Here is a 24,037-nt window from a genome sequence, read left to right as displayed (position 1 = left end):
GTGCCGTCACTGGGAAGCAGGCCCAATCCATACACACGTTTTGTCCTATAACCCCGAGGTCTGCTGGGCCGACCTCCAGACGTCGGATGTGGCAGCCGCCAAGGAGTTCTACGCGGAAATCTTCGGCTGGCGGTACGAGGACCTGCCCACCCCGGACGGTCGCAGCTACGCTAAGGCGTTCCTGGGCGAGGAGCTGGTGACGGTCATTGCGCCGCAGAACCCGCACCAGCTTCAGGCTGCTGCGGCGGGCCAGTGGAACGTCTATTTCGCCGCCGACGACGCCTCCGGGCTCGCCGCCGAACTGCCGCACGCCGGAGGGACGCTGGAGTTCGGCCCGGAGGCCGTGGCGGACACCGGCGTGATGGTCTTTTTCGCCCCGCCCGGCGGAGGCACCACGGGCGTGTGGCAGGCGGGCACCCACTTCGGCGCGGCACGGAGCGAGGAGCCTGGGGCTTTGGCCTGGGTCGAGCTGCTCACTCCCGAGCCGCAGGCCGCCGTCGGGCTCTTCCAGCAGCTGTTCCGCCACGAGGTGACCGAATACCCGCAGGACGACGGCGGAACCTACACGACCCTGATGGTGGGCGGCGCCGAGGTGGCCGGGATCGCCACGGTTCCCGCGGCTGAGCGCAACCTCGAACCGGGTTGGCAGGTGTATTTCGGCGTCTCAAGCGTGGCTAAGGCCGTGGCCGCCGCGCGCGCGGCCGGCGGCGTCGTCCTGGTAGAACCGGAAGAGGACGACGAGGCCGGTGCCATTGCCACGCTCCGGGACCCGCAGGGCGGCGTGTTCAGCGTTCTGGAGGTTTAAACAGATCGAGTGCTCTATAACTGCCGTTCTCAGGTCGCAAGACGGCAGTTATGGAGCACTCGAGGAGGTCTCAGGCTCAGGCGTAGGCGTTGACCATCCGCACGGCGCCGCCGTCGACGCCCTTGGCACCCTGGACGTAATCCGGTCCGGTCTTCACGACCGAGTCGGAGTTCTCCCCGACCGTGCCCATGATCCACGAGGGCAGGCCGCGGGCATTCAAGTGGTTCACCGCGGCATCGGCGGCCTCCGGCGAGACGATCGCCACCATGCCCACGCCGACGTTGAGGGTGCGCTCAAGGTCGGCCAGCGGGACGTTGCCCAGCTGGGAGACGAGCTTGAAGATGGCCGGCAGTTCCCAGGTGGCGCGGTCGACGGTGGCCAGCAGGCCCTGCGGCAGGACGCGGGCCAGGTTGGCAGCTAGCCCGCCGCCGGTCACGTGGCTGAAGCCGTGGACGGCCTGGCCGGCGGCGGAGCCGTCCACCGGGAAGGTGCGGGCCAGGTCCAGGCAGTCCGCGGCGTACACGCGGGTCGGCTCCAGAAGCTCCTCGCCCAGGGTGCGCTCGAATTCGGAGACGTGGCGGTCCAGCGCCCAGCCGGCGTGGTTGACGACGCGGCGGACCAGCGAGTAGCCGTTGGAGTGCAGGCCGGAGGAGGCCATGCCGATCACTACGTCGCCTGCCCGGACGCGGTCCGGGCCCAGCAGCGACTCGGCTTCGACCACGCCGGTGGCGGCGCCGGCGACGTCATACTCGTGCTCACCCAGCAGACCCGGGTGCTCGGCGGTCTCGCCGCCCACCAGGGCGGTGCCGGCGACCGAGCAGGCGGCCGCGATGCCGCGGACGATGTCCGCGATGCGTTCCGGGACCACCTTGCCGCAGGCAATGTAGTCGGTCATATAGAGCGGCTCGGCGCCCACCACCACGATGTCGTCCACCACCATGCCCACCAGGTCGAAGCCGATGGTGTCGTGGATGTCCATGGCCTGGGCGATGGCAACCTTGGTGCCCACGCCGTCGGTGGAGGTGGCCAGGAGGGGCCGCTTGTAGGTGAGCAGCTTCGACACGTCGTACAGGCCGGCAAAGCCGCCGACGCCGCCGATCACCGAGGAGTTGTGGGTGGCCTTGACGGCGTCTTTCATGAGTTCGACGGCGCGGTCGCCCGCTTCGACGTCGACGCCGGCGGAGGCGTAGGTGATGCCGGTGTTGGCGGCGTCGTTGGTGTCAGCGGCCGGGGAGGCGGAAGTCATACTGGCTCTTTCTTGTCGGCATCAAGCTTGTCGGCGGGTACGCGGTCGGCGTCGGTGAGCAGCTCTTCGAATTCGGCATCCGGTCCGGGATCGCAGCCGGTCGCACCGGCCTTCTCGGCCGGGTCCTGATCGGCGGGGATGGCGGCGTCGGACGCAGCGTTGGCGGCGGCGTCGGCCGCGGAGGAACCGGCGGAGGGGTTCCCTGCGGCGGAAGCAGCCGTCGCGGAAGCCCCGGCGGAGGCCCCGGTTCCGGGCAGACCGCCGAGGTCGGTGCGTTCCAGCAGGTTCTTGCCGAGCTTGCCGGCGCCCGGCAGCTCGATCGGATACTGCCCGGTGAAGCAGGCGGTGCAGAGGCGTTCGCGCGGCTGCCGGGTGGCGCCGATCATGCCGTCCTCGGAGATGTACGCGAGCGAGTCCGCGCCGATGGCCTGCGAGATTTCCTCGATCGTGGCGCCGTTGGCGATCAGCTCCGCGCGGGAGGCGAAGTCGATCCCGTAGAAGCAGGGCCACTTCACCGGCGGGGAGGAGATCTTCACGTGCACGGCGGCGGCGCCGGCCTCCCGGAGCATCCGCACGATGGCGCGTTGGGTGTTGCCGCGGACGATCGAGTCGTCGACCACCACCACGCGCTTGCCGCGGATCACGGACTCGAGTGCGTTGAGCTTGAGCCGGATGCCGAGCTGGCGCAGGGTCTGCGAGGGCTGGATGAAGGTGCGGCCTACGTAGGCGTTCTTGACGAAGCCGTGCGCGAACGGGATGCCGGATTCCTCGGCGTAGCCCACGGCGGCCGGGGTTCCGGATTCCGGCACGGGGATGACGATGTCCGCTTCCTGGGTGTTCTCGCGGGCCAGCTGGCGGCCCATTTCCACGCGGGACTCGTACACGGAGCGGCCGGCGATCGCGGCGTCCGGGCGGGCGAGGTACACGTATTCGAAGACGCAGCCGGCCGGCGTCGGCTCGGCGAAGCGCTGGGAACGGACGCCCTGCTCGTCGATGGCGATGAATTCGCCAGGTTCGATCTCGCGGATGAAGCTTGCGCCGACGGTGGCGAGGGCGGACTGCTCGGAGGCCACCACCCAGCCGCGTTCCAGCCGGCCCAGGACCAGCGGGCGGATGCCGTAGGTGTCGCGGGCGGCGTACAGGGTGCCTTCATCCATAAAGACGAAGCAGAAGCCGCCCTTGATCTGGGGCAGCAGCTCCAGGGCGGTCTGTTCGAGGGACTTGCCCTCCTCGCCCTCCAGCAGGGCGGTGACCAGGGCGGTGTCCGAGGTGTTGCCCTGCTTCATTTCGCCGGTGAGCTGGCCGCCGTTGCGGTCCACGATCATGGCCTTGAGCTCGGCGGTGTTGGTCAGGTTGCCGTTGTGCGCCAGGGCGACCGTGCCGGTGGCCGTCGCGCCCAGGGTGGGCTGGGCGTTGGCCCAGTGGCTCGCCCCGGTGGTGGAGTAGCGACAGTGGCCAACGGCCAGGTGCCCGGTCAGGGTGTTCAGCGTGGTCTCGACGAAGACCTGGGACACGAGGCCCATGTCCTTGTAGACGTTGATCCGCTTGCCGTCGCTGGTGGCAATACCAGCCGACTCCTGACCGCGGTGCTGCAGCGCGTACAGCCCGTAGTAAGTGAGTTTTGCTACCTCTTCGCCGGGAGCCCAGACCCCGAAGACGCCACATGCGTCCTGCGGGCCTTTTTCGCCAGAGAGAAGATCATGAGAAAGTTTTCCATCGCCGCGTGCCACTGGTCGATTATCTCACGTTGTGCGCTAGGACTTTTCCGGGGGCCGGTTTATGACCTACCGGTTGCTGGCCGAACCGCTCAGGCGCGGTCCTCGCCGTCGGTGTCCGGCACCGAGTCCGGGACGGACTCGACGACGGCGCGCTCGGCGCGGCGGACGCTCAGCCGGTCCAGCACCAGCGCGACGGCGGCGCCCAGAATCGCGCCGCCGGCGATGCAGAAGGTCAGGAAGAAGCCGAAGACGGAGTTGGCGTCGTAGCCCTCGTCGCCGGGCAGCCCGTAGGCGATGATGGCCGCCACCACGACGCCCAGCAGGCCGCCCAGGATCAGGAACGGCACGTACTTCGGAGCGCGGCGGACGGTGACGGCGCGGCGTTCGGGCGCAACAGGGGTGTCTTCAGGAGCCATGCCATTAAGCCTACTGCCCGCGCGGCCCCGCGGTTTCGCCGGCATTTCCGCGGCGGTTCCGGACCGCTGCTACGCGGATCCGCGGGGCACATGTCCGTATCTGTGGCGGAAATCCGGGGCCCTAGCGGGAACGCCGACGGCGGCGCACACTAAGGGGTGGGGGAGGGTGCGGTCCGGACCGGTAAAGGACGCACCATGTCAGTAGCAGCGGACAGTATCCCTGACCGGCAGCGCATCATCTGGGACCAGTTCGCGGCGGGCTGGAAGAAGTGGGACGCCGAACTGCTCGACTGGCGGGCCCCCTTTGGCGACGCCGTCATCCAGGATGCCCGGCTGCATCCGGACTCCATTGTGCTCGACGTCGCGTCAGGGACCGGGGAGCCCGGGCTCACGGCGGCCGCGCTGGTGCCGGACGGCGAGGTGGTGCTGACGGACATCTCGGCCGGCATGCTGCACGTCGCGGAGGAGAAGGCATCCACCCGCGGGCTGGCGAACGTGAGCTTCACCGCCTGCGACGCCGCGGAGCTGCCCTTTGACGACGCCACGTTCGACGCCGTGCTGTGCCGTTTCGGCTTCAATTACTTTCCCGACATCCGGTCCGCCGTGCGGGAGATGGTGCGGACGGCCAAGCCGGGGGCGAGGATCAGCGCGGCCGTCTGGGGCCGGACCGCGGAAAATCCCTGGGCCACCCTGGTCCTTGGCACTCTCGCGCAGCACACGGAGCTGCCGCATCCGCCCGGTGTGATGCCGGGACTGTTCCGCTGCTCCACCCCGGGCTTCATGACCCGGCTGTTCCGGGACGCCGGCCTGGTGGACGTGGCCGAGCGCAAGGTCAGCACGGACCTGGTGCACGACTCCCCGGAAAGCTACTGGGAGTTCATCACTGACATTGCCATCACGGTGGCCACGGGCCTGGCTAAGGCGGACAAGGAGGCCCGGTCGCTGATCCGCTCCGACGTGTTCCAGCTGCTGGGCCGCTACGAGCACCAGGGCGCGCTCAGGCTCCGGTCAACGGCGACGATTGTGGCGGGCACCCGTGCCTAGGCTCTGGTCCGCACCGGTTTCCGCACCGGTTTCGGACCGATGCACGCCGGATCCGGGCCGCGGTTTTCCGAGCCGGCGCGGGACACAGGGATCACCGGCGGCAGGCCGGCCGGACCAGCCGCGGGACCCGATGGGCGGTGAGAAAAGCCTCGAATCTCGCCGGCCGGGAGATCTCTGTCCAGGTCCAGCGGATGACCCGCCGCCCGGTCGCCCGGATCCGGTCCTCGCGGGCCTTCTCGTCGACGACCACCTCGGAGGGGGTCCGTCCCTGCAGGTACTCGGCCTTCTGGTACTTGACCCGGCCGTCGAATTCCCCGCACAGCCGCTCCTCAGGCCACTCGAAATCCGTGTAGGCGGCCAATCCGCGGGCGTCGCGGATGGGGGTCTGCAACCGAGGGGGCTCGAACCCCAGCCGGTGCATCAGGGCGCGGCTCACCGACTCCCCGGGGGATCCCGACTCCGGGTCTGCGAACTCGATCGCGGCGCGGATTCTGCGTCCCGCGGCCGCGCTGTAGTTGGACCCGATGCCACCGTAGAGCTCCTGCTTGCCCAGTGCGGGCAGCCCGGGCTGAGGCCGCAAAACGTGGTCGAGCGCCGCGACGGCCTGTTCGAATGACTCGAACGCCGCCAGGTCCAGGACGGTCCGGAGCCGCCCTGTGACCAGCAGCCCCCGGCGTTCTTCGATCTGCAGGGTCAGCGGATCGGTGTAATGCCGCCGCACGCCCGCCAGCGAGCGGCCGCCGTCGTCGTCGGACGTGCAGGCATGCACCAGGGTGGGGCGGCCCAGCACGGGAAGGTCCCACAGTGCGGCCGAGGACTTCCGGCAGAACACGGTGCGGCTTTGCAGCGTCGAGGCGGCCGCCTGAATCAGGAGCGGGTACCGGTCCCAGCCCGGCAGCGCGTCCCAGGCCGCCGACTGGACGTAGACGCCCCGCCTGATGCGGCGCAGCTCGCCTGCCGCAGCCCGGCGGCACAGTTCGCGCGCGTCCCGGCCGAGCCGTGCCGGGTCGCTGCTGAGGATGAGCGCGGGAAGTTCCATAAGCCGATGCTGGCGTTCCGGACGGTCGCCGGCAACGGGCCGGACGGCGGATGTGGACAAGTCCCGCTGCGGTCGCGGATTTCCGCTGCGCTTTCGGACGGAGGCAGACCGGATACGGGGCGCGCCGGTCCGGAGCCGGCGCGAGAATCCGGAACTGGCGTGGTCCTAGATGCCCAGCTCAGCCTTCAGCGCGGCGACGTGGCCCTCGGCCTTGACCTGGTACTTGGCCAGCTTCACCTTGCCCTCGGGATCAAGGACGACGGTGGAGCGGACGATGCCCTCCCTGACCTCGCCGCGGACCAGTTTTTCGCCCCAGGCGCCGTAAGCGAGGGCCACGGCGTGGTCCTCATCGGCCAGCAGCGGGAAGGTCAGGGCGTAGTCGCCGGTGAAGTGCGCAAGCGCCTCGGGGCCGTCGGGGGAGATGCCCAGCACCTCGTAGCCCGAACCCTCCAGAGAGGCCAGGTTGTCGCGGAAGTCGCAGGCCTCGGTGGTGCAGCCCGGGGTGGCGGCCTGCGGGTAGAAGTACACAATGACGTTCTTACCTCGGTAGTCGGCCAGCGCGACCGGTTTGCCCTCGGCGTCGGGCAAGGTGAAATCGGGTGCGGGGGTTCCGGGCTGGAGCTTGACGGGGTTCTGGCTCATAGGAAGTCCTTCGGGGAGGGCTGGAATGGAATCTGTGGTGCACAACACCGGTGGCGGAATCACTATTCCGCCTGCCTGCCTAAGGCCCGCAGGCTGGGCAGACCCTCAGGCCGGGCCGCTGATGACCCGGGCCCGTCCGGCCAGCAGCCCCACCAGCGAGAGGACCGCCATGATGCCCGCGGTCACGAGGAGCGGCAGCGTCCAGCCGTCGGTGAGGTCGTGCAGGGCGCCGAACAGGACCGGCCCCACCGCGCTGAGCCCGTAGCCGACCGACTGTGCCATGCCGGACAAGGCCGCCGCCTGCGGGTGGTTCACGGTCCGCAGGCTGAACAGGGACAGGGCGACGACGATCAGGCTCCCGCAGCCCATGGCCCCCAGGACGATCCACAGCAGCACGAGCTCCGGCGCCAGGGTCAGCCCCAGGAACGTCGCCACCGTGAGCGCGCCGCTGGTGAAGGCCACCAGCCGCTGGTCGCGTCCGCGGTGCAGGATCCCGCCGGCGGCAAGGCTGGCGAACACGCTGATCAGCAGGAAGACGGACAGGTGGATCCCGGCGGTCGTGGCCGGGACGCCGCGGCTTTGCTCGATGGTGGGCAGCCACGCCATCAGGACATAAAAAGCGATCGACTGCAGCCCCATGAAGATCGTCACCTGCCAGCCCAGAGCGGAGGTCCAGGGTGAGCGGTAGGCAATCTTCGGCGCGGCAGCGTGGGCAGCACCGGACCGGTGACGCCGCAGCCACGGCAGGAGCACCGCCATGGCGACCAGCGCCAGCCCCGCCCAGATTCCGAGGGCCAGCCGCCAGCCCGCGGGCGATGTCTGCGCAACGGGAACGACGACGGCGGCGCCCACCGCTGCGAATGCGGCCTGGGCGGCGGTATAGCCCCCGGTGACCTGGCTGACCCGCAAGGGAAAGTCGCGCTTCACCAGCGAGGGAACCAAGACGTTGAGGAAGGCGATGGCGAGCCCGATCAGCGCGGTGCCGGCCCAGATGACACCGGCCAGCGGCAGGGAGCGCAGCACGATGCCCGCGGCCAGGATCAGCAGGGACGTCCAGAGCGCCCGGTCCAGGCCAACCCTGGCCGCGAAACCGGGTGCCAGCGGTGAGAACACGGCGAATGCGATGAGCGGAAGGCCGGTGAGGAACCCGGCTGCGGCGCTGGAAAGCCCGAGGTCGCTGCTGATGTTTCCCAGCACGGGTCCGACGCTGACAAAGGACACCCGGAGGTTGACCGCAATGAGCAGCACGCCGATGAAGGCGATGCCGATCCTGGTGGTGCGGTCGGCCGCGTTCCGGGTGACGGTCGGCGTCACGGCCTGTCCTTCCGGCCGGACGCGGGCTGCTGGGACGCCGGGCCGGACACTGCGCGGGCCCACTCGAAGGCCGTTTCAGCCGGCGCTTGGTATTCCAGGCCGATGCGGCCGTCGTAGCCGAACTCGCGGCTGCGCGCGATCCAGTCCGCCAGCGGGAGCTGGCCCGTTCCGGGGGCTCCGCGGCCGGGGGCGTCCGCGATCTGGACGTGGCCGAAGTCCTTGGCGTGCTGCTCGATGACGGCCCCGACGTCGTCGCCGTTGACCGAGAGGTGGTAGAAATCGGCGAGCAGCCTGATGTTGGCCGCGCCGGTCTCCTCCTTCACCCGGGCGATCACGCGCAGGGCGTCGTCGGCGGTGCGGAGCGGGTAGTCCGGGGCGCCGCTGACCGGTTCGAGCAGCACGGTGCCGCCGATGCGGGCCACGGCGGCGGCCGCGGCGGTCAGGTTTTGCACGGCGAGGTCGTCCTGGGCCTCGGGGGCGTGCCCGGGCAGCCGGTTGCCGTAGAGGGCGTTGAAGGAGGTGCAGCCGAGCCGTCCGCCGATCCCGGCCACGACGTCGATATTGTCCCGGAACTCCGAGGAGCGGCCCGGCCAGGACACCAGCCCGCGGTCGCCGGCGGGCATGTCGCCGGCGTTGAAGTTCAGGCCGACCAGCTGGACCCCGGCGTCCGTGATCGCGCGCTCGAAGCGGCTGAGTTCGGCGTCGCCCGGGACGGAGCGTGCGAACGGCCACCAGAACTCGACGGCGTCAAAACCGGCAGCCTTCACCGCGGCCGGCCGCTCCAGCAGCGGCAGTTCGGCCAGCATGATGGAGCAATTCACGGAAAAGGTCATGAGGGGTTCCTTCAGATGCAGGCGGTGGCCTTACCGCTTCGTGGGGTCCTTGCGGGCAGCCAGGCCGATCAGCGCCCCGACGGCCACCCCGATCAGCAGCCCGGTGAATGGCTTGTCCGCCGTGGCCACGCCGGCGGCAAAGCCGAGGGCGGCGCCAACCAGCATTCCGATCCACAGCCTCTCGTACTTCACTGCCTCAGGCTAGCAAGGCAACACCCTATAGTCGGATCATGGAACAAAGAATCTTGGGCAAGACCGGTCGGAACGTCTCCATTGTCGGGCTGGGCACGTGGCAGCTCGGCGCGGACTGGGGCAACGTGGACCCGGCGCAGGCGCAGGCCATCCTGGCCGCCTCCGCGGAAGCCGGCGTCACGTTCTTCGACACCGCGGACGTGTACGGGGACGGCCGCAGCGAGCAGGCCATCGGCGGTTTCCTGGCGGACAACCCCGGCCTGGACATCACGGTGGCCACCAAGATGGGGCGCCGGATGGAGCAGCAGCCGGAAAACTACAACCTCGCCAACTTCCGCGAATGGACGGACCGGTCCCGGCGGAACCTCGGCGTCGAGCAGCTCGACCTGGTCCAGCTGCACTGCCCGCCCACCGCCGTCTACAGCAACGCCGAGGTGTACGACGCGCTGGACACCCTGGTGGCCGAGGGCGTCATCCGGAACTACGGCGTCAGTGTGGAGCGGACCGACGAGGCGCTCGAAGCCATGCGGCACGACGGCACGGCCACCGTGCAGATCATCCTCAACGCCTTCCGGCTCAAGCCGCTGGACGAGGTGCTGCCCGCGGCGGCGGCCGCCGGCGTTGGCATCATCGCCCGTGTGCCGCTCGCCTCGGGGTTGCTGTCCGGCAAGTACACGGCGGACACCTCCTTCGCGGCGGACGACCACCGGAACTACAACCGCAGCGGCTCGGCGTTCGACGTCGGGGAGACCTTCTCCGGCGTCGACTTCGAAGAGGGCCTCAAGGCGGTGGCCGAGTTCCAGGAACTGGTGCCCGACGGCGTCAGCACCGCCCAGGCGGCCATCGCTTGGATCGCGGCGCAGGAGGGCGTCAGCACGGTGATTCCGGGGGCACGGAACGTCGAGCAGGCGCGCGCGAATGCCGAGGCGGCGTCGGTCAGCGGCATTGACGCAACGTTCGACGTCGGCGTCCACGAAATCTACGACCGGTACTTCCGCGCGTCGATCCACCCTCGCTGGTAGCCGGCGCTCTGGTAGCGGGCCGGCGCTACTCCGCCGGGTACCAGATCCGCTGGCCGTCGACGCGGGCGAACGAGGTCAGGGTGTGGGGTTTGGCGGACTTTTCGCTCATGATGTCCAGGACCTCGACGTTCCGGACCAGCAGCGCGTCACCGATCAGCGACCGGTGGCACCGCCAGGGGACGGCCTCCGCGCACATGATGGCCGCATCGTTGGTTCGCCCGCGTTCCAGCAGCTGGCCGACGGCGGTGGAGAACTCGTCGGTCTGCATGTAGTCCGCGTAGCCCCGGAACGATGCGTTGCGCCACGCACCGTTGGGGCTGTCCTTGGTGGCGTGCCGCAAACCGCCGAGCGATTCCATCCGCCGGTAGGTGATGCCGTTGGCCCGCACGCTCGCCGCGAGTTCATCCGCGTTGAACTGCGGGTTGTGCCGCGACTTGGGGACGGTGCGCACGTCGATGAGCTTCTTGATGCCGTGGGCCTTGAGGATGCCGATGAATTCGTCGATGGGATGAGTGGAGTGCCCCACCGTATAGATGGTCGTGTCCGTCATGTCCCCATGCTAGGGCGGTACGGGCTGTGCGTGCGCGGGCGCGGCGCCGCGGGCGCGGCGCCGCGGGCGCGGCGCTTGCGGGCCGTGCGTGGGCGGGCAGGGCGCGGATAGTCTGGTGGACCGAGAAGCTGCCAAGGGAACGGGCCCGGAGATGACTGAGAGATGACTGCACCCTCGATCGATGAATTTGTCGGACGGCTCGCGTCCGTGCGGACCGGGCCGGGGTGCGCCAACTTCTTCGACCACTCCGAGCCCGCGAACGAGCAGCGCCGGCGGAACGTGGCGATCTACCTGCAGGAAATGCGGGACCGTTCACCGAAGGTGCTGCTGGTGGGCGAGGCCCCGGGCTTCAGGGGCATGCGGCTCACCGGCGTCCCGTTCACCAACCGCACCATCCTCGCGGGGCCTGCCAACGCCTTTGGCCTGTTCGGGCCGGGCAAGGGTTACGTGCTGCCGCCGGACGCTGCCGGTATTGCCGCGGAGCCGACGGCGACCGTGATGTGGGAGGTGCTGGCGGAGTTGGAGTTCCTCCCGCTGCTCTGGAGCGCCTGCCCCTGGCATACGCATGTCCCGGGGCGGCCGCTGTCCAACCGCACTCCCACGGCATCGGAAGCTGCGCTGGGGACCCCGTTTTGGCAGGCGCTCGCCGCGGAGTTCGGGATTGAGGCGGTGGTGGCTGTGGGTAACGTGGCGCACCGCAGCCTGCAGCGCAGCGGCCTGGAGGTGCCGAAAATCAGGCACCCGGCCCACGGCGGGCGGGCCGGGTTCAAACGCGGGCTGGAGGAACTGATCGCGGCCGGCGTCGGCCGCTGAGTCCGGGGCGTGCCTGCCCGCTAGTGTGGGGAGACGTGTATCCGCGGATGAAAGGCAGTGCCATGAGTGATCCGAACCAGCCAGCCAACGACCCCGCCGGACTGCGGGGTCCGGGCGACCCCGAGGCCGCCAAGGAGCGCCAGCAGCAGTCCCAGCCCGACGCTGCGGAAGCCCGCCCGGAGCAGACCGAGCCCGCGCCCGAGCCCGCGAAAATCCCCGGGGAACAGGCCGACTCCGGCAGCGCCGGCAACATCCGCGAGGAACAGCTGACCCAGGCCGCCGGCACGGTCCCGGCCGCGTACGTGGGGTCCGGAGACCCGACGTCGGGCGACAAACCGGAAGACGCCGTCGACTCCGCCGGCGGCTGGGACGACGAAACGTAGCCGTCCCTCCTCGCCGCAAAGGGCACAGAAAAGCCAGGGGGATCGCTCCTGGCATTTCGGTATGGCAAGCAACGACCGGGCATCAGGGTAGGGCGCCGGCCGGGACCTGGGTTACGGCGTCAGCGCCAGAGAGTTGCCACCTGGCTCTTCTCCCAGCGGGTCCAATCGGACCAGTGGTTGCCGACACGGACGCGGAACGACACGAGCTGGTAGACCTTCTCGGGGCCGCGGCGGTCCTGGACACGGTCGTAGCTATGGACGGTGGACGAGTCGTGGCGGTGGTTGAAGGACTCCCGGAACGTTGAGCCGCCCAGGAAATCGTCGTGCCGGCGGCCGCGCTCGTCTTCATAGCGCAGCTGCCTGATCTGGACGGTCTTGTTGTCCCGGCAGTCCACCTTGATGCGGAAATCGACCCAGTGGCTGCGGTCGGTGGGCTTCAGCGGGTCCACGGTGCAACCACGCAGGTGTGTCGAGGCATCGGCCGGTGCGGCCAGGGCGACAGGGCCGCCGATCAGCCCCAGGGCGACGGCCGAGACTAGAGTGAACTTGGCCGTCCGGGGGCGGGTTTTGCTTGGTGATGGGGTAGTGATGGACATTTCTTTGGTGCTCCTACACAGAGGATGCGGTTCTACGGGTCGGGCAGCGAGTGCCGGCTGCGGCCACGGCGGTGATGTCGTGCACGTGGCGGCACGCGTGTCCGGTGTTGATTAGCACGCCCGTGTTAAATCCGGGCTACAGCCGGGCACTGCTCTTGGAGTTCCCGGTAAGTTAATCGTCCGCCCATGGACGCGTCTGCGCCAGACCCCCGCGGCGCTATTCGAAAAACCGCTGCGGAAACGGACGGACGCACCCCGGGCCCGGGGTGCGTCCGTCCGGAATCGGCGCGGAAAGTGCGACGGCGGCGGGAGGCTACTTAGCCAGGAAGCCGAGCAGCGCCTCGTTGACCTCGGCGGCGTGGGTCCAGAGCATGCCGTGCGGGGCGCCGTCGATCTCCACGTACTCGGCCTCCGGCAGGGCCTTGGCGAAACGGCGGCCGGTGACATCGATCGGCAGGATCTGGTCCGCGGTGCCGTGGACAATCAGGGCCGGGACATCAATCTTGGGGATGTCGCCGCGGAAGTCGGTGAGCCAGGTGGGCTGTGCGGCCGCGGACGCCGTCGGGCCGCCCGCGGTGGCGAGGTTCCAGCCGGCCCGCATGACTTCCTCGCTGAGCCGCGGCGTGCCCAGGAAGGTCTCGCTGTTGTAGAAGTTCTTGAAGAAGTCGGTGAAGAAGGCGTAGCGGTCGGCCGTGACCGCCTCCATCAGGCCGTCGAACACGGACTGCGGGACGCCGTCGGGGTTGTCCTCCGTCTGCAGCAAGTACGGCTCCAGCGAACCCAGGAACACCGCCTTCGCCACCCGCTCCGAGCCGTAGCTGCCCAGGTAGCGGCCCACCTCGCCGGTGCCCATCGAGAAGCCCACCAGCACGGCGTCGTTCAGGTCCAGGCTGGTCATCAGGGTGTTCAGGTCGGCGGCGAAAGTGTCGTAGTCGTAACCGTCGGTGGGCTTGCTGGACTGGCCGAAGCCGCGCCGGTCGTAGGTAATCACGCGGTAGCCGGCGTCCAGGAGCGCCGCGGTCTGCTTCTCCCAGGACGAGCCGTCCAGCGGGTAGCCGTGGATCAGGACCACCGGCTGTCCCGTCCCGTGGTCTTCGTAGTAGAGCTCGACGTCGGTGCTGTTCTCGGTTCCAACCTTGATGTATGCCATGAAGCGATCCTCTCGGTACGGTGTGAAGTCAGTGCGTGCGTCCCGTCGACGGGCCCCACTGTAGGGAACTAACGCGTCCGGGCGGCAGGGTGTTCCATGGAGTTGCACAAAATACCCCCGGGGGTATACTGGAGCTACAGACCACCGAGGTCGCAGACCTACAAAAGGGAGACACCAGATGTGCCGTCAGGTTGCATGCAAGAAGTGCGGTAAGACCACTTGGGCCGGTTGCGGCCAGCACGTTGACCAGGTTATGCGCGGCGTCAAGAGCGCCGACCGCTGCAAGGGCCACGCCGACGAGCCCAAGACCGGCTTCTTCGCCAAGCTCTTCGGCCGCTAGGCACTGCCGGGCCCGGACGGTGGGAAAACTCCCCTCCGTCCGGGCTTCCTCTTTGCCGGGCCGCCGACGACGACGGCGGCCGTCACCTTCCGCCGTCGGCCGCGCCGGCCTACTAGGCTGGCAGCTATGCCGAAGAAGATTACTGTCAGCCTGCCGGACGCAACCCTGCGCGACTACCTGAAGCCCCACCCGGATGTCACCATCCTCGAATGGGACCTGACCGGGGAGCCGCCGCGGCCGGAGATCGACATTGTCGTCCCGCCGTACATGGGCGGTTCGGCGGCCCTGGGCGCACTGGAGGCCGTGAAAACCGGTCTGGTGCAGAGCCAGTCGATCGGCTACGACGGCGTTCGCGACGTCCTGCCCGCCGGCCACGTTTTTGCCAACGCCGCGGGCGTCCACGAGGCGTCCACTGCCGAACTGGCCCTGGCGCTGATCCTGGCCAGCCAGCGCGAATTCCCCCGGATGCTGCAGAACCAGCAGGAGGGCCGCTGGGAGACCCGTCCCACCGCCAGCCTCGCGGACCGGCGCGTGCTGATCGTCGGCTACGGCGGCGTCGGCAAAGCGATCGAGGACCGGCTGCTGGCCTTCGAAACCACCGTGACCCGGGTGGCCAGCAAGGCCCGCTCCGACGCTCGCGGCCAGATCCACGGCATCGACGAGCTGCACAGCCTGCTGCCGGAGCACGACATCGTGGTGGTGGTGGTCCCGCTCAGCGACTCCACCCGCCACCTGATCGACGACGCGTTCCTTGCTGCCATGCCCGACGGCGCGTTGCTGGTCAACGTCGCCCGCGGCCCGGTTGCGGACACCGAGGCTCTGGTGAAGCACACTTCCTCCGGCCGGATCCGCGCCGCCCTGGACGTCACCGACCCCGAACCGCTGCCCGAAGGCCACCCGCTGTGGGGCACCCCCGGCGTCATCATCAGCCCGCACATCGGCGGCGCATCCTCGGCCATGCGCCCGCGGATGGGGAAGCTGCTGCAGCGGCAGATCGAGCTGATGCTGGCGGACGAACCGCCGGCGAACGTGGTGATCGGCGGGTAAACGGATGCCCCGGGGGGCGCTACTTCGGCGTCCCTCTGTGGGCGAGCTGCTGTACCTGCCCTTGATGCACGTCCGCCAGCCATTCCAAGGGGGCGGAGGGGCCTAACCGCGGGTCGTCCGGCTCAGCGCCGTCGCGCACGGCCTCCACATACGCGCGGTCCTGGTTGAGCCGCGCCCGCAGCTGCTCGGCTCCGCCGACTGAGCCGTGACCGGGGACGACGGCGATGACCTCGCCGGCCACGCCCTCCAAGAGCTGCAGCGCGGCGAGGTAGTCAGCGACCGGATCCGCAGCCTTCAGATCGAGGAAAGGAATCAGGGTGTCGGAAAGCATGTCGCCGGCAACGAGGACGCCGTTCTCCTCGATCAGGAGCGCCGCGTGGCCCGCGGCATGGGCCTGGTGCTCGATGATCCGGACGTTGGGGCCGTCCCAGGGAATCTGCGCGGCTCCGGCAGGCAGGCCGGTGATGAGGCCCAGGAGTTCCATCGGGATCTCTCCGGCGAAGTCCGGCGGCAGCACTCCGGCCACGCGGGCCTTCCAGTCCGGCTGCGCCAGCAGGTCCTGGATCGGTGCCGCGCAGCGGGCAGTGGCGTAACGGGGCGCGTCGCCGAAGTCCGGGTGCCAGAGCACGTGGTCCCAATGCGGATGCGTTGAAAAGCCTGCCACGACGGGCTGGCCCAAGTCGCGAAGGTCGTTCGCGAGGTCGGCCATTTCGGAGCTCGTGATACCGGGGTCGATGAGCAGCACGCCGGCCCGGCCCTGCACGATGACGGAGTTGCTCTGCAGGAACTCGCTCTGGTGAACCCAAACTCCTTCAGCGACATGCTTCAGCACGGCATGCCTTCCCCTTGTGGTTTGCACTGGTGTTCGAGACGGTATTCCGGGCGGTCGTCGATCGCAAGCACTATAGGCAAGGCTGATGGGTGGCGCGGTACCCGGCAATGTAAGGATGACTTATGAGCAACGTCTTCCTCACTGGGCAACTTGTTTGCAGTGACCACGAGCAGGCCACGATGGTGGCGCAGCACCTGCCCCTGCACATCAAGCTGACGCGCGCCGAGCAAGGATGCCTTTCCTTCGAAGTGAAACCCACTCAGAACCCGCTGATCTGGCAGGTCGATGAGCAATTCCAGGACGCCGCGTCGTTCCGTGCACACCAGAAGCGGGTCGCCGAGAGCGAATGGGGCAGGGCAACTGCAGGCATCGCCCGACATTACGAGATTGAGGGCATGGAGCCCGTCTGATTCATGGCGGGGGTTCCGCGACGCTTCGGGGGCCCGGCCCTCAGGTTTTCTTCAGCTCCTCGGCGAGCATCACGAGGATGCCGCTCGGCCCGCGGAGGTACGTGAGCTTGTAGGCATCCTTGTAGGTGGCCACGCCGCGCAGCGGATAACAGCCGTGCCGCGCGGCAATTGCCAGGGCTTCGTCAATGTCGGGGACCGAGAACGCGACCCGGTGCATGCCGATCTCGTTGGGCCGGGTGGGCGCCGTCTCGATCGCCTCGGGGTGGATGTATTCAAAGAGCTCGAGGCGGCCGTGACCGTCCGGCGTTTGGAGCATGGCAATGTTGGCGTGATTGCCGTCAAGCCCGACGGCGGTGTCGGCCCAGTCGCCGCTGACGGTGTCGCGGCCGACGACCGCCAGGCCGAGGTCGGTGAAGAACGCGATCGCCTCCTCGAGGTCGCGCACGGCGATGCCGACGTTCTCAAGTCTGATGTTCATGCTCTGCACGCTACCCAGCCGGCCCGGTCCAGATCCAGAGTCGACGGGCTGCCCGCCACATATAATTCGAGCATGCCGATCACGCGCCCTGACCAAGGCAACCCCGTCCAGCCGTCCGCCCCCAAGCAGTCGGGAAGTGAGCTGTGAGCGGCGGTCTCGTCGCCCTGCTGGACGACATCGCAGCCCTGGCCCGCATCGCGGCCGCCTCGGTGGACGACGTCGCTGCCGGAGCGGCCAAGGCGGGCGCCAAGGCCGCGGGCGTCGTCATTGACGACGCCGCCGTCACCCCGCAGTACGTGTCCGGCGCGGACCCGTCCCGCGAACTGCCGATGATCAAGAAGATCTTCTGGGGCTCGCTGCGGAACAAGCTGTTGATCATCCTGCCGGCCCTGCTGCTCATCAGCGCCTTCATCCCGGGCGTCATTCCGTTCATCCTCATGGCGGGCGGCACCTACCTTTGCTACGAGGGTGCCGAGAAGGTCTGGCACAAGCTGCGCGGACAGCACGATGCCGAAGAAGGCACTCCGGCGGTGGACCGGGGGCCGGAGGCGGAGGCCAAGGTCACCAAGGGCGCCATCACCACGGACTTCATCCTCTCCTGCGAGATCATGGTCATCGCCATGAACGAGGTGGCGGCCGAATCCCTGTGGGTTCGGGCCTCCATCCTGGTCGCAGTGGCGATCGCCATCACGGCGGCCGTGTACGGCGCCGTCGCACTCATCGTCAAGATGGACGACATCGGCCTGCACCTGACCACGAAAGACTCCGCGGGCTCCCAGCGCTTCGGCGAGCTGCTCGTCCGGGGGATGCCCGCCGTGCTGACCACAATCACCGTCGTCGGGACCGTCGCCATGCTGTGGGTGGGCGGCCACATCATGCTGCAGGGGGCCCACGACCTCGGCTGGCACGCGCCCTACGACCTGGTCCACGCCCTCGAGCACCCTGTCGCCGGGATCGCCGTGGTGGGCGGTTCCCTGGCCTGGCTCGTGAACACCCTGTGCTCGGCCGTCCTCGGGCTCGCCTGGGGCCTGGTCGTCATGGCCATCCTGAAGCCGCTGCTCAAGGCGCTGCCGTTCGGCAAGAAGAAGGGCGGCCACAAAGACGGGCACCAAGAGGGCGACGTCCGCGCCGCCGTCGACGGCCATCAGCCGGCGAAGCACGACGCCGATCCCTCCTCCTAGCTCGAATCCACCGGCAAGAACGGCCCGCCGCCGCTCTGGGCGCGCCACGCCGGGACGCAAGCAGGGACGGGCCTAAGCCCGTCCCTGCTCGGCGGAAGTTGTTGGGCGGGCGTTGGGCGCCTTCCCGGAGATGGTCGTTCCTGTTACGACAGCTCGGCGCAGAGGTCGCGCTGTGTTCCGGAAGCGCTGATCAGCGTCGTGAAGCCGGTGTCCAGGTCAAAGGTGTAGACGATGCGCCCCGTGTACTGGATTGCTGACGGCTTTGTTACGCCAGGAACGTTGGACACATCGTTTGAGAACAGGATCAAGCCGTTGCTTCCCCTCGCCGTGATGGTCACGACGTTGTCAGCGTTGGGGGCCGACGTGTGCTCAGACGTTCCGTTGGTTTCGAAGGTCACGGAATTCCCGGTGGCCACGTTCGTGTAAGTCAGGAGGTAACCCTTGCCCGAGATGATCTGGCTGCCGTTGGCGAATGTCTTGATGCGCGCCTTGGCGCCGGTCCCGGCAACCCCCAGCGCAAAATTGCAGCCCTCTCCGGCCGGGACCACCACGTCAGAGGGAAAGTCCGGCCGGGTTGGCGGAGGTGCGGCGACAGCTGCCGATGATCCGGCGAGCAGCGCGGCGGTAAGCAGGGCACAGGGGGCAAATCTTTTCATGAGTATCTCCGGTGTTCGGAGGGCCGTCTGGGGCCCCAGATATGAAAGGCAGAGGTGCGCAGATGGATGCGCTTCTTGGATGCGATACTCCGTGTGCTTCTTCACGGCGGTGAGGGGCTCCCCGGCTTCGCCCGGCCTTCTCGACAGCTTGAGATCCACAATGGTCCGGCGAATGGAGGAGCCGTTAACTCAGTCACATGCTTATCTCAGAGACCTTGAGAATACCTTTGGGGCGTAGAGCGCCACACACACTCTTCACCCAGGTGGGGGAGGTCCCGGAATAGGAGATGACCCGGTTCGGCGCGCCGACACCTTGCCGCTGTCCGTCGATTTCTTCGACTTGTTTGGCGACTTCCGGCCAATTCGCCCTGAGAGGAACCCGTTCCGCTCCCAGCAACCGGACGTAAACTGGCGTTCGAATCACCGTGCGTGAACTAGAGACCGTGGAGACCGGATGCTCTGGAAACTGCTCGTCGAATACCTGCGGCCGCAGCGCCGGCGGCTGCTCGCCGTCGTCGTCTTCCAGCTGGCCGCGTCCATCGCCTCGCTGTACCTGCCCACCCTGAACGCGGACATCATCGACCAGGGCGTGGCGCGCGGGGACACGGACTACATCCTGCGCGTCGGCGGCGTGATGCTGATGGTCACCCTGCTGCAGATCGCCTGCACCATCGCCGCCGTCTACTTCGGCGCGAAGGCCGCGATGGCGCTCGGCCGGGACGTACGCGGGGCGATCTTCACCCGGGTGGCGGAGTTCTCCGAGCAGGAAGTGACCCGCTTCGGAGCGCCGAGTCTGATCACCCGCTCCACCAACGACGTCCAGCAGGTCCAGCAGCTGGTGCTGATGTCCGCCACGCTGATGGTCACCGCGCCGATGCTGAGCATCGGCGGCGTCATCATGGCGGTACGGCAGGACGTGCAGCTGTCCTGGCTGATCGCGGTCAGCGTGCCCGTGCTCCTCATCGCCGTCGGCCTGATCGTGACCCGGATGGTGCCGCTGTTCCGGCTCATGCAGACCCGGATCGACACGGTCAACCGGGTGCTGCGTGAACAGCTCACCGGCATCCGCGTGGTGCGCGCCTTCGTCCGCGAGGACATCGAGACCGCCCGCTTTGGCCGCGCCAACGAGGACGTCACGGACACCGCGCTGCGCGCCGGCCGGCTGATGGCGCTCGCGTTCCCCACCGTGATGCTGGTGCTCAACGTCTCCTCCGTGGCCGTGATCTGGTTCGGTGCGTTCCGGATCGAGGACGGCTCCATGCAGGTGGGCACCATGATCGCGTTCCTGAGCTACCTGATGCAGATCCTGATGTCCGTCATGATGGCCACCTTCATGGCGATCATGATCCCGCGCGCCGCCGTCTCCGCGGACCGGATCGGCGCGGTGCTGGGCACCGAATCCAGCGTCCGGCCGCCGGAGCACCCGGTCAGCCTGGCCGGCCGTACCGCCCGCGGCGAGCTCGAGATGCGCGACGTCGGATTCGCCTACCCGGGTGCCGAGGTGCCGGTCCTCTCCGACGTGAGTTTCACGGCCCGCGCGGGGCAGACGACAGCCATCATCGGGTCCACCGGCTCTGGCAAGACCACGCTGGTGAATCTGATGCCCCGGCTCTTCGACGCCACCTCCGGCTCGGTCCGGATCGACGGCGTGGACGTCCGCGAGCTGCACCCGGACCTGCTCTGGGGGCACATCGGCCTGGTCCCGCAGAAGCCCTACCTGTTCTCCGGCACGGTCCGCAGCAACCTGCTCTACGGCAAGCCCGACGCCACCGAGGACGAGCTCTGGCGCGCACTGTCCATCGCGCAGGCCGAGGACTTTGTCCGCGAGATGGAGGGCGGGCTGGACGCGCCCATCTCGCAGGGCGGCACCAACGTCTCCGGCGGGCAGCGGCAGCGCATCGCGATTGCCCGGGCGCTGGTGAAACGGCCCGAGCTCTACATCTTTGACGACTCGTTCTCCTCGCTGGACACCGCGACGGATGCCCGGCTGCGGCAGGCGCTCCGGCAGCACACGGCCGGCGCGACGCTGGTGATCATCGCCCAGCGGGTGTCCAGCATTGTGGACGCGGACCAGATCCTGGTGCTCGACGACGGCCGGATCGTCGCACACGGCACGCACGAGGAGCTGCTGGAGACCTCGCCGACGTACAACGAGATTGTGAACTCCCAGCTGGCGGCGGAGGAGGCGGTATGAGCGGACACGTGAGCAGCGGCGAGTCCCAGACGCCCGCCGGGGGATCCGGCGACGGCGGGAAGCCGGCCGCCGCCGGCACGGAAGCTCCGCTGCGGATACCGCGGCCGCGGGGCGGGCCCGGCCATGGCGGCCCGTTCGCCGGGATGAACATCCCTGCGGAGAAGGCGATGAACTTCGGCCCGTCTGCGAAGCGGCTGCTGGGCGAACTCCGCCCCGAGCGGATCTGGCTGACGCTGGTACTCCTGCTCGCCGTCGTAAGCGTGACGCTTTCCGTGATCGGGCCGCGGCTGCTGGGCGAAGGCACCAACCTGATCTTCGCCGGCGTCGTGTCCAAACAGCTGCCCGCCGGGGTGAGCAAGGCGCAGCTGATCGCGCAGCTGCGGGCCGCGGGGGAGAACCAAAAAGCGGACATGCTCAGCGCCATGGCGCTGACGCCCGGGACCGGGATCGACTTTGCCGCGCTGTCCTCCGTGCTGCTGTGGGCGCTGGTGCTGTACGTGCTGGCGTCGGCGTTCATGTGGATGCAGGCATATATCCTCAACGGCGTGGTGCAGCGGACCGTGTACCGGCTGCGCCAGCGGATCGAGGCGAAGATCAACCGCCTGCCGCTGCGCTACTTCGATACCGTGCAGCGCGGCGAGCTGCTCAGCCGGGTGACCAACGACGTGGACAACATCTCCCAGAGCCTGCAGCAGTCCATCAGCCAGGCGGTAACCTCGGTGCTGACCGTGGCAGGGGTGCTGGTGATGATGGTGATCCTCTCGCCGACGCTGGCCATCATCGCCCTGGTGACCATTCCGCTGACCCTGGTGACGACGGCGGTGATCGCCAAGCGCTCGCAGAAGCTGTTCGTGGCGCAGTGGAAGAACACCGGCGAGCTGAATGGTCAGATCGAGGAGACCTACACGGGACATGCGCTGGTGAAGGTGTTCGGCCGGCAGCGCGAGGTGGAGGAGACGTTCCGGCAGAAGAACGTGGAGCTGTATCAGGCCAGCTTCGGCGCGCAGTTCATTTCCGGGCTGATCATGCCGGCCATGACGTTCATTGGGAACCTGGTCTATGTGGGGATCGCCGTGGTGGGCGGGCTGCAGGTGGCGTCCGGGGCGATGCAGCTGGGCGACGTGCAGGCGTTCATCCAGTACTCGCGGCAGTTCACCCAGCCGCTGGCCCAGCTGGGCTCGATGGCGAACCTGCTGCAGTCCGGGGTGGCGTCGGCGGAGCGGGTGTTCGAGCTGCTGGACACCGAGGAGCAGTCGGCTGATCCCGTGCCGGCTCAGGCTCCTTCCGGGGGCCGGGGGCGGCTGGTGTTCGAGGACGTGTCGTTCGCGTATTCGCCGGACAAGCCGCTGATCTCCAAGCTGAGCCTGGTCGCGGAGCCGGGGCAGACCGTGGCGATCGTGGGCCCGACCGGGGCGGGGAAAACCACGCTGGTGAACCTGATGATGCGCTTCTACGAGCTCGACGCCGGGCGGATCACCCTGGACGGCGTGGACGTGGCCCTGATGTCCCGGCACGAGCTGCGCTCGCGGATGGGTATGGTGCTGCAGGACACCTGGCTGTTCGGCGGGACCATCCGGGACAACATCGCCTACGGCCGGCCCTCGGCCACCGAAGCGGAGATCCTGGAGGCGGCGAAGGCGACCTACGTGGACCGGTTCGTGAAGTCCCTGCCCCAGGGCTACGACACGGTGCTCGACGACGAGGGCGCCAACGTCTCCGCGGGGGAGAAGCAGCTGCTGACCATCGCCCGGGCCTTTCTGGCCCGGCCGTCGGTGCTGATCCTGGACGAGGCGACATCGTCCGTGGATACCCGCACGGAGGTGCTGGTGCAGAAGGCCATGAGCGCGCTGCGCTCGGACCGGACGTCGTTTGTCATTGCGCACCGGCTCTCCACCATCCGCGACGCCGACCTCATCCTGGTGATGGAGGCCGGCCAGATCGTGGAGCAGGGCACACATGCCTCACTGCTGGAGGCGGGCGGGGCGTACGCGGCGCTGTACGAGGCCCAGTTCGCGGCTCCTGTGGCGGAGGTCTAGGTGTACTAACCCGGGACGTTAGTGACGCGGCTGGCGGGTGAGGCGCCTTTGAGGGCGGTGTGTGGCCTGTGGTGATTGTAGTAGTCGATGAAGTCCTGGTAACAGGCTTGGCGTTCTGTTTCTGACCGGTAAGGGCGCGCGTAGGCCCATTCTTCCTGGAGGATCCGGTTGAAGCGTTCGACCTTGCCGTTGGTTTGTGGCCGGTAGGGCCGGGTGCGTTTGTGTTTGATGCCTGCGTCGGCAAGAACTGCGGCGAACGCACGGGACCGGTAGCAGGAGCCGTTGTCGGTGAGTACCCGCTGAATTCTGACGTCGTGGGCAGCAAAAGCGGCGATGGCGTTGCGCATGAACGCGGACGCTGTGGCCTGGGTTTCGTCGGGAAGGATCTCGGAATAGACGAACCGGGAATGGTCATCGACTGCATGGTGAATGAAGGAATAACCCCGGACCTGCCCGCGGTCCGTGCGGCGGCCCTCGGAGAGGTTCCGGGCCCGGGAATTCGCCTCACCTCTGACGCGCCCATGGATCCGGTGTCCACCGCCGTTCGGGATCCGGCCCACCTTCTTTACGTCCACATGGACCATCTCGCCGGGCTGGGCGTATTCATAGCGGCGGGCATGGTCCCGGCCACGGACCCGGGCCCCGGTGGCCGGATCGGTGAACCGCAACGGCGGACAGAGGTACCGCGTCAGGATCCGGTGAACCGTCGAGATGTTCAGGTGCAGGTGATACGCGATCCGGGCCGGACCCCAGCGCCTGTTCACCCGCAGTCCCAGCACCCGCCGCTCCGTGCGTACGCCGGTACGGTGAGGGCAGGAACGCGGCCGGCTCCGGCGGTCTTCCAAGCCCGCTTCGCCGTAGTCCCGGTACCGATGGGACCAACGAGCTGCGGTCGGCACGGAGACATTGAACCGTTCAGCCGCCCTGCGCAAACTCCAACCATCATCAACGATGCATCGAGCCAGCCGAAGACGGCCCGAATGGGCCAGAAACGCGTTACGGTGGGACACGAGGACCTCCTGGATTGTGTTCGCTCTCGACAAGCACCACACAACACCCGGAGGTCCTCTTATTGCGTCAAATCAAACCACGTGTCATCA

General features: G+C 68.3%; 26 protein-coding genes. 11 read left to right on the top strand and 15 right to left on the bottom strand.

The window, feature by feature from the left end:
- The first annotated feature begins 25 nt into the window (after positions 1 to 25).
- Positions 26 to 805, top strand: a complete 780-nt coding sequence (locus tag ABIN76_RS01905) for a VOC family protein (RefSeq protein ID WP_346958039.1) — start codon at positions 26 to 28, stop codon at positions 803 to 805.
- 76 nt (positions 806 to 881) lie between these two features.
- On the opposite strand, the gene purM is transcribed toward ABIN76_RS01905, so the two are convergent.
- The 3 genes from purM to ABIN76_RS01890 form a co-directional block, all read right to left on the bottom strand.
- Positions 882 to 2,051, bottom strand: coding sequence for a phosphoribosylformylglycinamidine cyclo-ligase (gene purM, locus ABIN76_RS01900; protein ID WP_346958023.1), 1,170 nt, complete (start codon positions 2,049 to 2,051; stop codon positions 882 to 884).
- Positions 2,048 to 3,781 carry an amidophosphoribosyltransferase gene (purF, locus tag ABIN76_RS01895; RefSeq protein WP_346958022.1) on the bottom strand — a complete coding sequence of 578 codons (1,734 nt, stop codon included), beginning with the start codon at positions 3,779 to 3,781 and terminating at the stop codon, positions 2,048 to 2,050. Before purF ends, purM begins: the two co-directional genes overlap by 4 nt.
- 77 nt (positions 3,782 to 3,858) lie before the next feature.
- A complete protein-coding gene (locus tag ABIN76_RS01890) occupies positions 3,859 to 4,185 on the bottom strand; it encodes a hypothetical protein (RefSeq protein ID WP_346958021.1) in 327 nt (108 codons plus the stop codon).
- A 195-nt stretch (positions 4,186 to 4,380) separates the two neighbouring features.
- Here ABIN76_RS01890 and ABIN76_RS01885 point away from each other — a divergent pair, with 195 nt between their 5' ends.
- Complete coding sequence (locus tag ABIN76_RS01885) at positions 4,381 to 5,229, top strand: methyltransferase domain-containing protein (protein WP_346958020.1); 849 nt, start codon at positions 4,381 to 4,383, stop codon at positions 5,227 to 5,229.
- A gap of 91 nt (positions 5,230 to 5,320) precedes the next feature.
- Here the strand turns inward: ABIN76_RS01885 and ABIN76_RS01880 are convergent, their stop codons facing one another.
- The 5 genes from ABIN76_RS01880 to ABIN76_RS01860 all read right to left on the bottom strand — a co-directional run bounded on the left by ABIN76_RS01880 (position 5,321) and on the right by ABIN76_RS01860 (position 9,249).
- Entirely contained in the window at positions 5,321 to 6,268 is a 948-nt protein-coding gene (locus ABIN76_RS01880) for a hypothetical protein (RefSeq protein ID WP_346958019.1), read from the bottom strand.
- 165 nt (positions 6,269 to 6,433) lie between these two features.
- A complete protein-coding gene (bcp, locus tag ABIN76_RS01875; RefSeq protein ID WP_346958018.1) occupies positions 6,434 to 6,910 on the bottom strand; it encodes a thioredoxin-dependent thiol peroxidase in 477 nt (158 codons plus the stop codon).
- Positions 6,911 to 7,015: 105 nt separating this feature from the next.
- Positions 7,016 to 8,224: an MFS transporter gene (locus ABIN76_RS01870; RefSeq protein WP_346958017.1), complete on the bottom strand. Its 1,209-nt coding sequence runs from the start codon at positions 8,222 to 8,224 to the stop codon at positions 7,016 to 7,018.
- On the bottom strand, positions 8,221 to 9,057 hold the full coding sequence (locus ABIN76_RS01865) for a TIM barrel protein (RefSeq protein ID WP_346958016.1): 837 nt from the start codon (positions 9,055 to 9,057) through the stop codon (positions 8,221 to 8,223). Before ABIN76_RS01865 ends, ABIN76_RS01870 begins: the two co-directional genes overlap by 4 nt.
- A gap of 30 nt (positions 9,058 to 9,087) precedes the next feature.
- The gene (locus ABIN76_RS01860; RefSeq protein ID WP_346958015.1) at positions 9,088 to 9,249 is read right to left on the bottom strand and encodes a hypothetical protein; all 162 of its coding nucleotides are present in this window, start codon (positions 9,247 to 9,249) and stop codon (positions 9,088 to 9,090) included.
- 38 nt (positions 9,250 to 9,287) lie between these two features.
- On the opposite strand from ABIN76_RS01860, the gene ABIN76_RS01855 reads away from it, so the two are divergent.
- Positions 9,288 to 10,271 carry an aldo/keto reductase gene (locus ABIN76_RS01855; protein ID WP_346958014.1) on the top strand — a complete coding sequence of 328 codons (984 nt, stop codon included), beginning with the start codon at positions 9,288 to 9,290 and terminating at the stop codon, positions 10,269 to 10,271.
- A gap of 25 nt (positions 10,272 to 10,296) precedes the next feature.
- On the opposite strand, the gene ABIN76_RS01850 is transcribed toward ABIN76_RS01855, so the two are convergent.
- Complete coding sequence (locus tag ABIN76_RS01850) at positions 10,297 to 10,821, bottom strand: DUF488 domain-containing protein (RefSeq protein WP_346958013.1); 525 nt, start codon at positions 10,819 to 10,821, stop codon at positions 10,297 to 10,299.
- Positions 10,822 to 10,983: 162 nt separating this feature from the next.
- On the opposite strand from ABIN76_RS01850, the gene ABIN76_RS01845 reads away from it, so the two are divergent.
- The gene (locus ABIN76_RS01845; protein ID WP_346958012.1) at positions 10,984 to 11,634 is read left to right on the top strand and encodes a uracil-DNA glycosylase; all 651 of its coding nucleotides are present in this window, start codon (positions 10,984 to 10,986) and stop codon (positions 11,632 to 11,634) included.
- 62 nt (positions 11,635 to 11,696) lie between these two features.
- Entirely contained in the window at positions 11,697 to 12,017 is a 321-nt protein-coding gene (locus tag ABIN76_RS01840) for a hypothetical protein (RefSeq protein WP_346958011.1), read from the top strand.
- A gap of 119 nt (positions 12,018 to 12,136) precedes the next feature.
- Here ABIN76_RS01840 and ABIN76_RS01835 read toward each other — a convergent pair whose 3' ends face one another.
- A complete protein-coding gene (locus ABIN76_RS01835; protein ID WP_346958010.1) occupies positions 12,137 to 12,613 on the bottom strand; it encodes a hypothetical protein in 477 nt (158 codons plus the stop codon).
- 313 nt (positions 12,614 to 12,926) lie between these two features.
- Positions 12,927 to 13,763 (bottom strand): alpha/beta hydrolase, encoded by an 837-nt coding sequence (locus tag ABIN76_RS01830; RefSeq protein ID WP_346958009.1) that lies wholly within the window; start codon positions 13,761 to 13,763, stop codon positions 12,927 to 12,929.
- A 178-nt stretch (positions 13,764 to 13,941) separates the two neighbouring features.
- Here ABIN76_RS01830 and ABIN76_RS01825 point away from each other — a divergent pair, with 178 nt between their 5' ends.
- Together ABIN76_RS01825 and ABIN76_RS01820 are read left to right on the top strand one after the other, a co-directional pair.
- On the top strand, positions 13,942 to 14,103 hold the full coding sequence (locus tag ABIN76_RS01825) for a hypothetical protein (RefSeq protein ID WP_175322402.1): 162 nt from the start codon (positions 13,942 to 13,944) through the stop codon (positions 14,101 to 14,103).
- 126 nt (positions 14,104 to 14,229) lie between these two features.
- Entirely contained in the window at positions 14,230 to 15,150 is a 921-nt protein-coding gene (locus ABIN76_RS01820; RefSeq protein WP_346958008.1) for a 2-hydroxyacid dehydrogenase, read from the top strand.
- 19 nt (positions 15,151 to 15,169) lie between these two features.
- On the opposite strand, the gene ABIN76_RS01815 is transcribed toward ABIN76_RS01820, so the two are convergent.
- Complete coding sequence (locus tag ABIN76_RS01815) at positions 15,170 to 15,982, bottom strand: MBL fold metallo-hydrolase (protein ID WP_346958007.1); 813 nt, start codon at positions 15,980 to 15,982, stop codon at positions 15,170 to 15,172.
- A gap of 122 nt (positions 15,983 to 16,104) precedes the next feature.
- On the opposite strand from ABIN76_RS01815, the gene ABIN76_RS01810 reads away from it, so the two are divergent.
- On the top strand, positions 16,105 to 16,392 hold the full coding sequence (locus ABIN76_RS01810) for an antibiotic biosynthesis monooxygenase (protein ID WP_346958006.1): 288 nt from the start codon (positions 16,105 to 16,107) through the stop codon (positions 16,390 to 16,392).
- A 40-nt stretch (positions 16,393 to 16,432) separates the two neighbouring features.
- Here ABIN76_RS01810 and ABIN76_RS01805 read toward each other — a convergent pair whose 3' ends face one another.
- Positions 16,433 to 16,870, bottom strand: a complete 438-nt coding sequence (locus ABIN76_RS01805) for a VOC family protein (protein ID WP_346958005.1) — start codon at positions 16,868 to 16,870, stop codon at positions 16,433 to 16,435.
- 143 nt (positions 16,871 to 17,013) lie between these two features.
- Between ABIN76_RS01805 and ABIN76_RS01800 the strand changes: the two genes are divergently transcribed.
- Entirely contained in the window at positions 17,014 to 18,051 is a 1,038-nt protein-coding gene (locus ABIN76_RS01800; RefSeq protein ID WP_346958004.1) for a DUF808 domain-containing protein, read from the top strand.
- A gap of 143 nt (positions 18,052 to 18,194) precedes the next feature.
- On the opposite strand, the gene ABIN76_RS01795 is transcribed toward ABIN76_RS01800, so the two are convergent.
- Positions 18,195 to 18,866, bottom strand: coding sequence for a hypothetical protein (locus ABIN76_RS01795; protein WP_346958003.1), 672 nt, complete (start codon positions 18,864 to 18,866; stop codon positions 18,195 to 18,197).
- A gap of 295 nt (positions 18,867 to 19,161) precedes the next feature.
- On the opposite strand from ABIN76_RS01795, the gene ABIN76_RS01790 reads away from it, so the two are divergent.
- Positions 19,162 to 20,901 carry an ABC transporter ATP-binding protein gene (locus ABIN76_RS01790; protein ID WP_346958002.1) on the top strand — a complete coding sequence of 580 codons (1,740 nt, stop codon included), beginning with the start codon at positions 19,162 to 19,164 and terminating at the stop codon, positions 20,899 to 20,901.
- Positions 20,898 to 22,937, top strand: coding sequence for an ABC transporter ATP-binding protein (locus ABIN76_RS01785; protein ID WP_346958001.1), 2,040 nt, complete (start codon positions 20,898 to 20,900; stop codon positions 22,935 to 22,937). The genes ABIN76_RS01790 and ABIN76_RS01785 overlap by 4 nt, the downstream gene beginning before the upstream one ends.
- Before the next feature lie 5 nt (positions 22,938 to 22,942).
- Here the strand turns inward: ABIN76_RS01785 and ABIN76_RS01780 are convergent, their stop codons facing one another.
- A complete protein-coding gene (locus tag ABIN76_RS01780) occupies positions 22,943 to 23,947 on the bottom strand; it encodes an IS481 family transposase (protein WP_346958000.1) in 1,005 nt (334 codons plus the stop codon).
- Positions 23,948 to 24,037 lie beyond the last annotated feature (90 nt).

The organism is uncultured Arthrobacter sp., assembly GCF_964021775.1.
In the GTDB taxonomy this organism is placed as follows: Bacteria; Actinomycetota; Actinomycetes; order Actinomycetales; family Micrococcaceae; genus Arthrobacter.
Note: the sequence above shows the minus strand (reverse complement) of the source record. Positions and strands in the feature narration are given on the sequence as shown.

Excerpts from the sequence above, each read along its gene's own strand:
- purM (WP_346958023.1), bottom strand. The coding sequence starts at position 2,051 with ATGACTTCCGCCTCCCCGGCCGCTGACACCAACGACGCCGCCAACACC.
- ABIN76_RS01890 (WP_346958021.1), bottom strand. The coding sequence starts at position 4,185 with ATGGCTCCTGAAGACACCCCTGTTGCGCCCGAACGCCGCGCCGTCACC.
- ABIN76_RS01885 (WP_346958020.1), top strand. The coding sequence starts at position 4,381 with ATGTCAGTAGCAGCGGACAGTATCCCTGACCGGCAGCGCATCATCTGG.
- ABIN76_RS01880 (WP_346958019.1), bottom strand. The coding sequence starts at position 6,268 with ATGGAACTTCCCGCGCTCATCCTCAGCAGCGACCCGGCACGGCTCGGC.
- bcp (WP_346958018.1), bottom strand. The coding sequence starts at position 6,910 with ATGAGCCAGAACCCCGTCAAGCTCCAGCCCGGAACCCCCGCACCCGAT.
- ABIN76_RS01865 (WP_346958016.1), bottom strand. The coding sequence starts at position 9,057 with ATGACCTTTTCCGTGAATTGCTCCATCATGCTGGCCGAACTGCCGCTG.
- ABIN76_RS01855 (WP_346958014.1), top strand. The coding sequence starts at position 9,288 with ATGGAACAAAGAATCTTGGGCAAGACCGGTCGGAACGTCTCCATTGTC.
- ABIN76_RS01850 (WP_346958013.1), bottom strand. The coding sequence starts at position 10,821 with ATGACGGACACGACCATCTATACGGTGGGGCACTCCACTCATCCCATC.
- ABIN76_RS01845 (WP_346958012.1), top strand. The coding sequence starts at position 10,984 with ATGACTGCACCCTCGATCGATGAATTTGTCGGACGGCTCGCGTCCGTG.
- ABIN76_RS01840 (WP_346958011.1), top strand. The coding sequence starts at position 11,697 with ATGAGTGATCCGAACCAGCCAGCCAACGACCCCGCCGGACTGCGGGGT.
- ABIN76_RS01835 (WP_346958010.1), bottom strand. The coding sequence starts at position 12,613 with ATGTCCATCACTACCCCATCACCAAGCAAAACCCGCCCCCGGACGGCC.
- ABIN76_RS01830 (WP_346958009.1), bottom strand. The coding sequence starts at position 13,763 with ATGGCATACATCAAGGTTGGAACCGAGAACAGCACCGACGTCGAGCTC.
- ABIN76_RS01825 (WP_175322402.1), top strand. The coding sequence starts at position 13,942 with ATGTGCCGTCAGGTTGCATGCAAGAAGTGCGGTAAGACCACTTGGGCC.
- ABIN76_RS01820 (WP_346958008.1), top strand. The coding sequence starts at position 14,230 with ATGCCGAAGAAGATTACTGTCAGCCTGCCGGACGCAACCCTGCGCGAC.
- ABIN76_RS01810 (WP_346958006.1), top strand. The coding sequence starts at position 16,105 with ATGAGCAACGTCTTCCTCACTGGGCAACTTGTTTGCAGTGACCACGAG.
- ABIN76_RS01805 (WP_346958005.1), bottom strand. The coding sequence starts at position 16,870 with ATGAACATCAGACTTGAGAACGTCGGCATCGCCGTGCGCGACCTCGAG.
- ABIN76_RS01790 (WP_346958002.1), top strand. The coding sequence starts at position 19,162 with ATGCTCTGGAAACTGCTCGTCGAATACCTGCGGCCGCAGCGCCGGCGG.
- ABIN76_RS01785 (WP_346958001.1), top strand. The coding sequence starts at position 20,898 with ATGAGCGGACACGTGAGCAGCGGCGAGTCCCAGACGCCCGCCGGGGGA.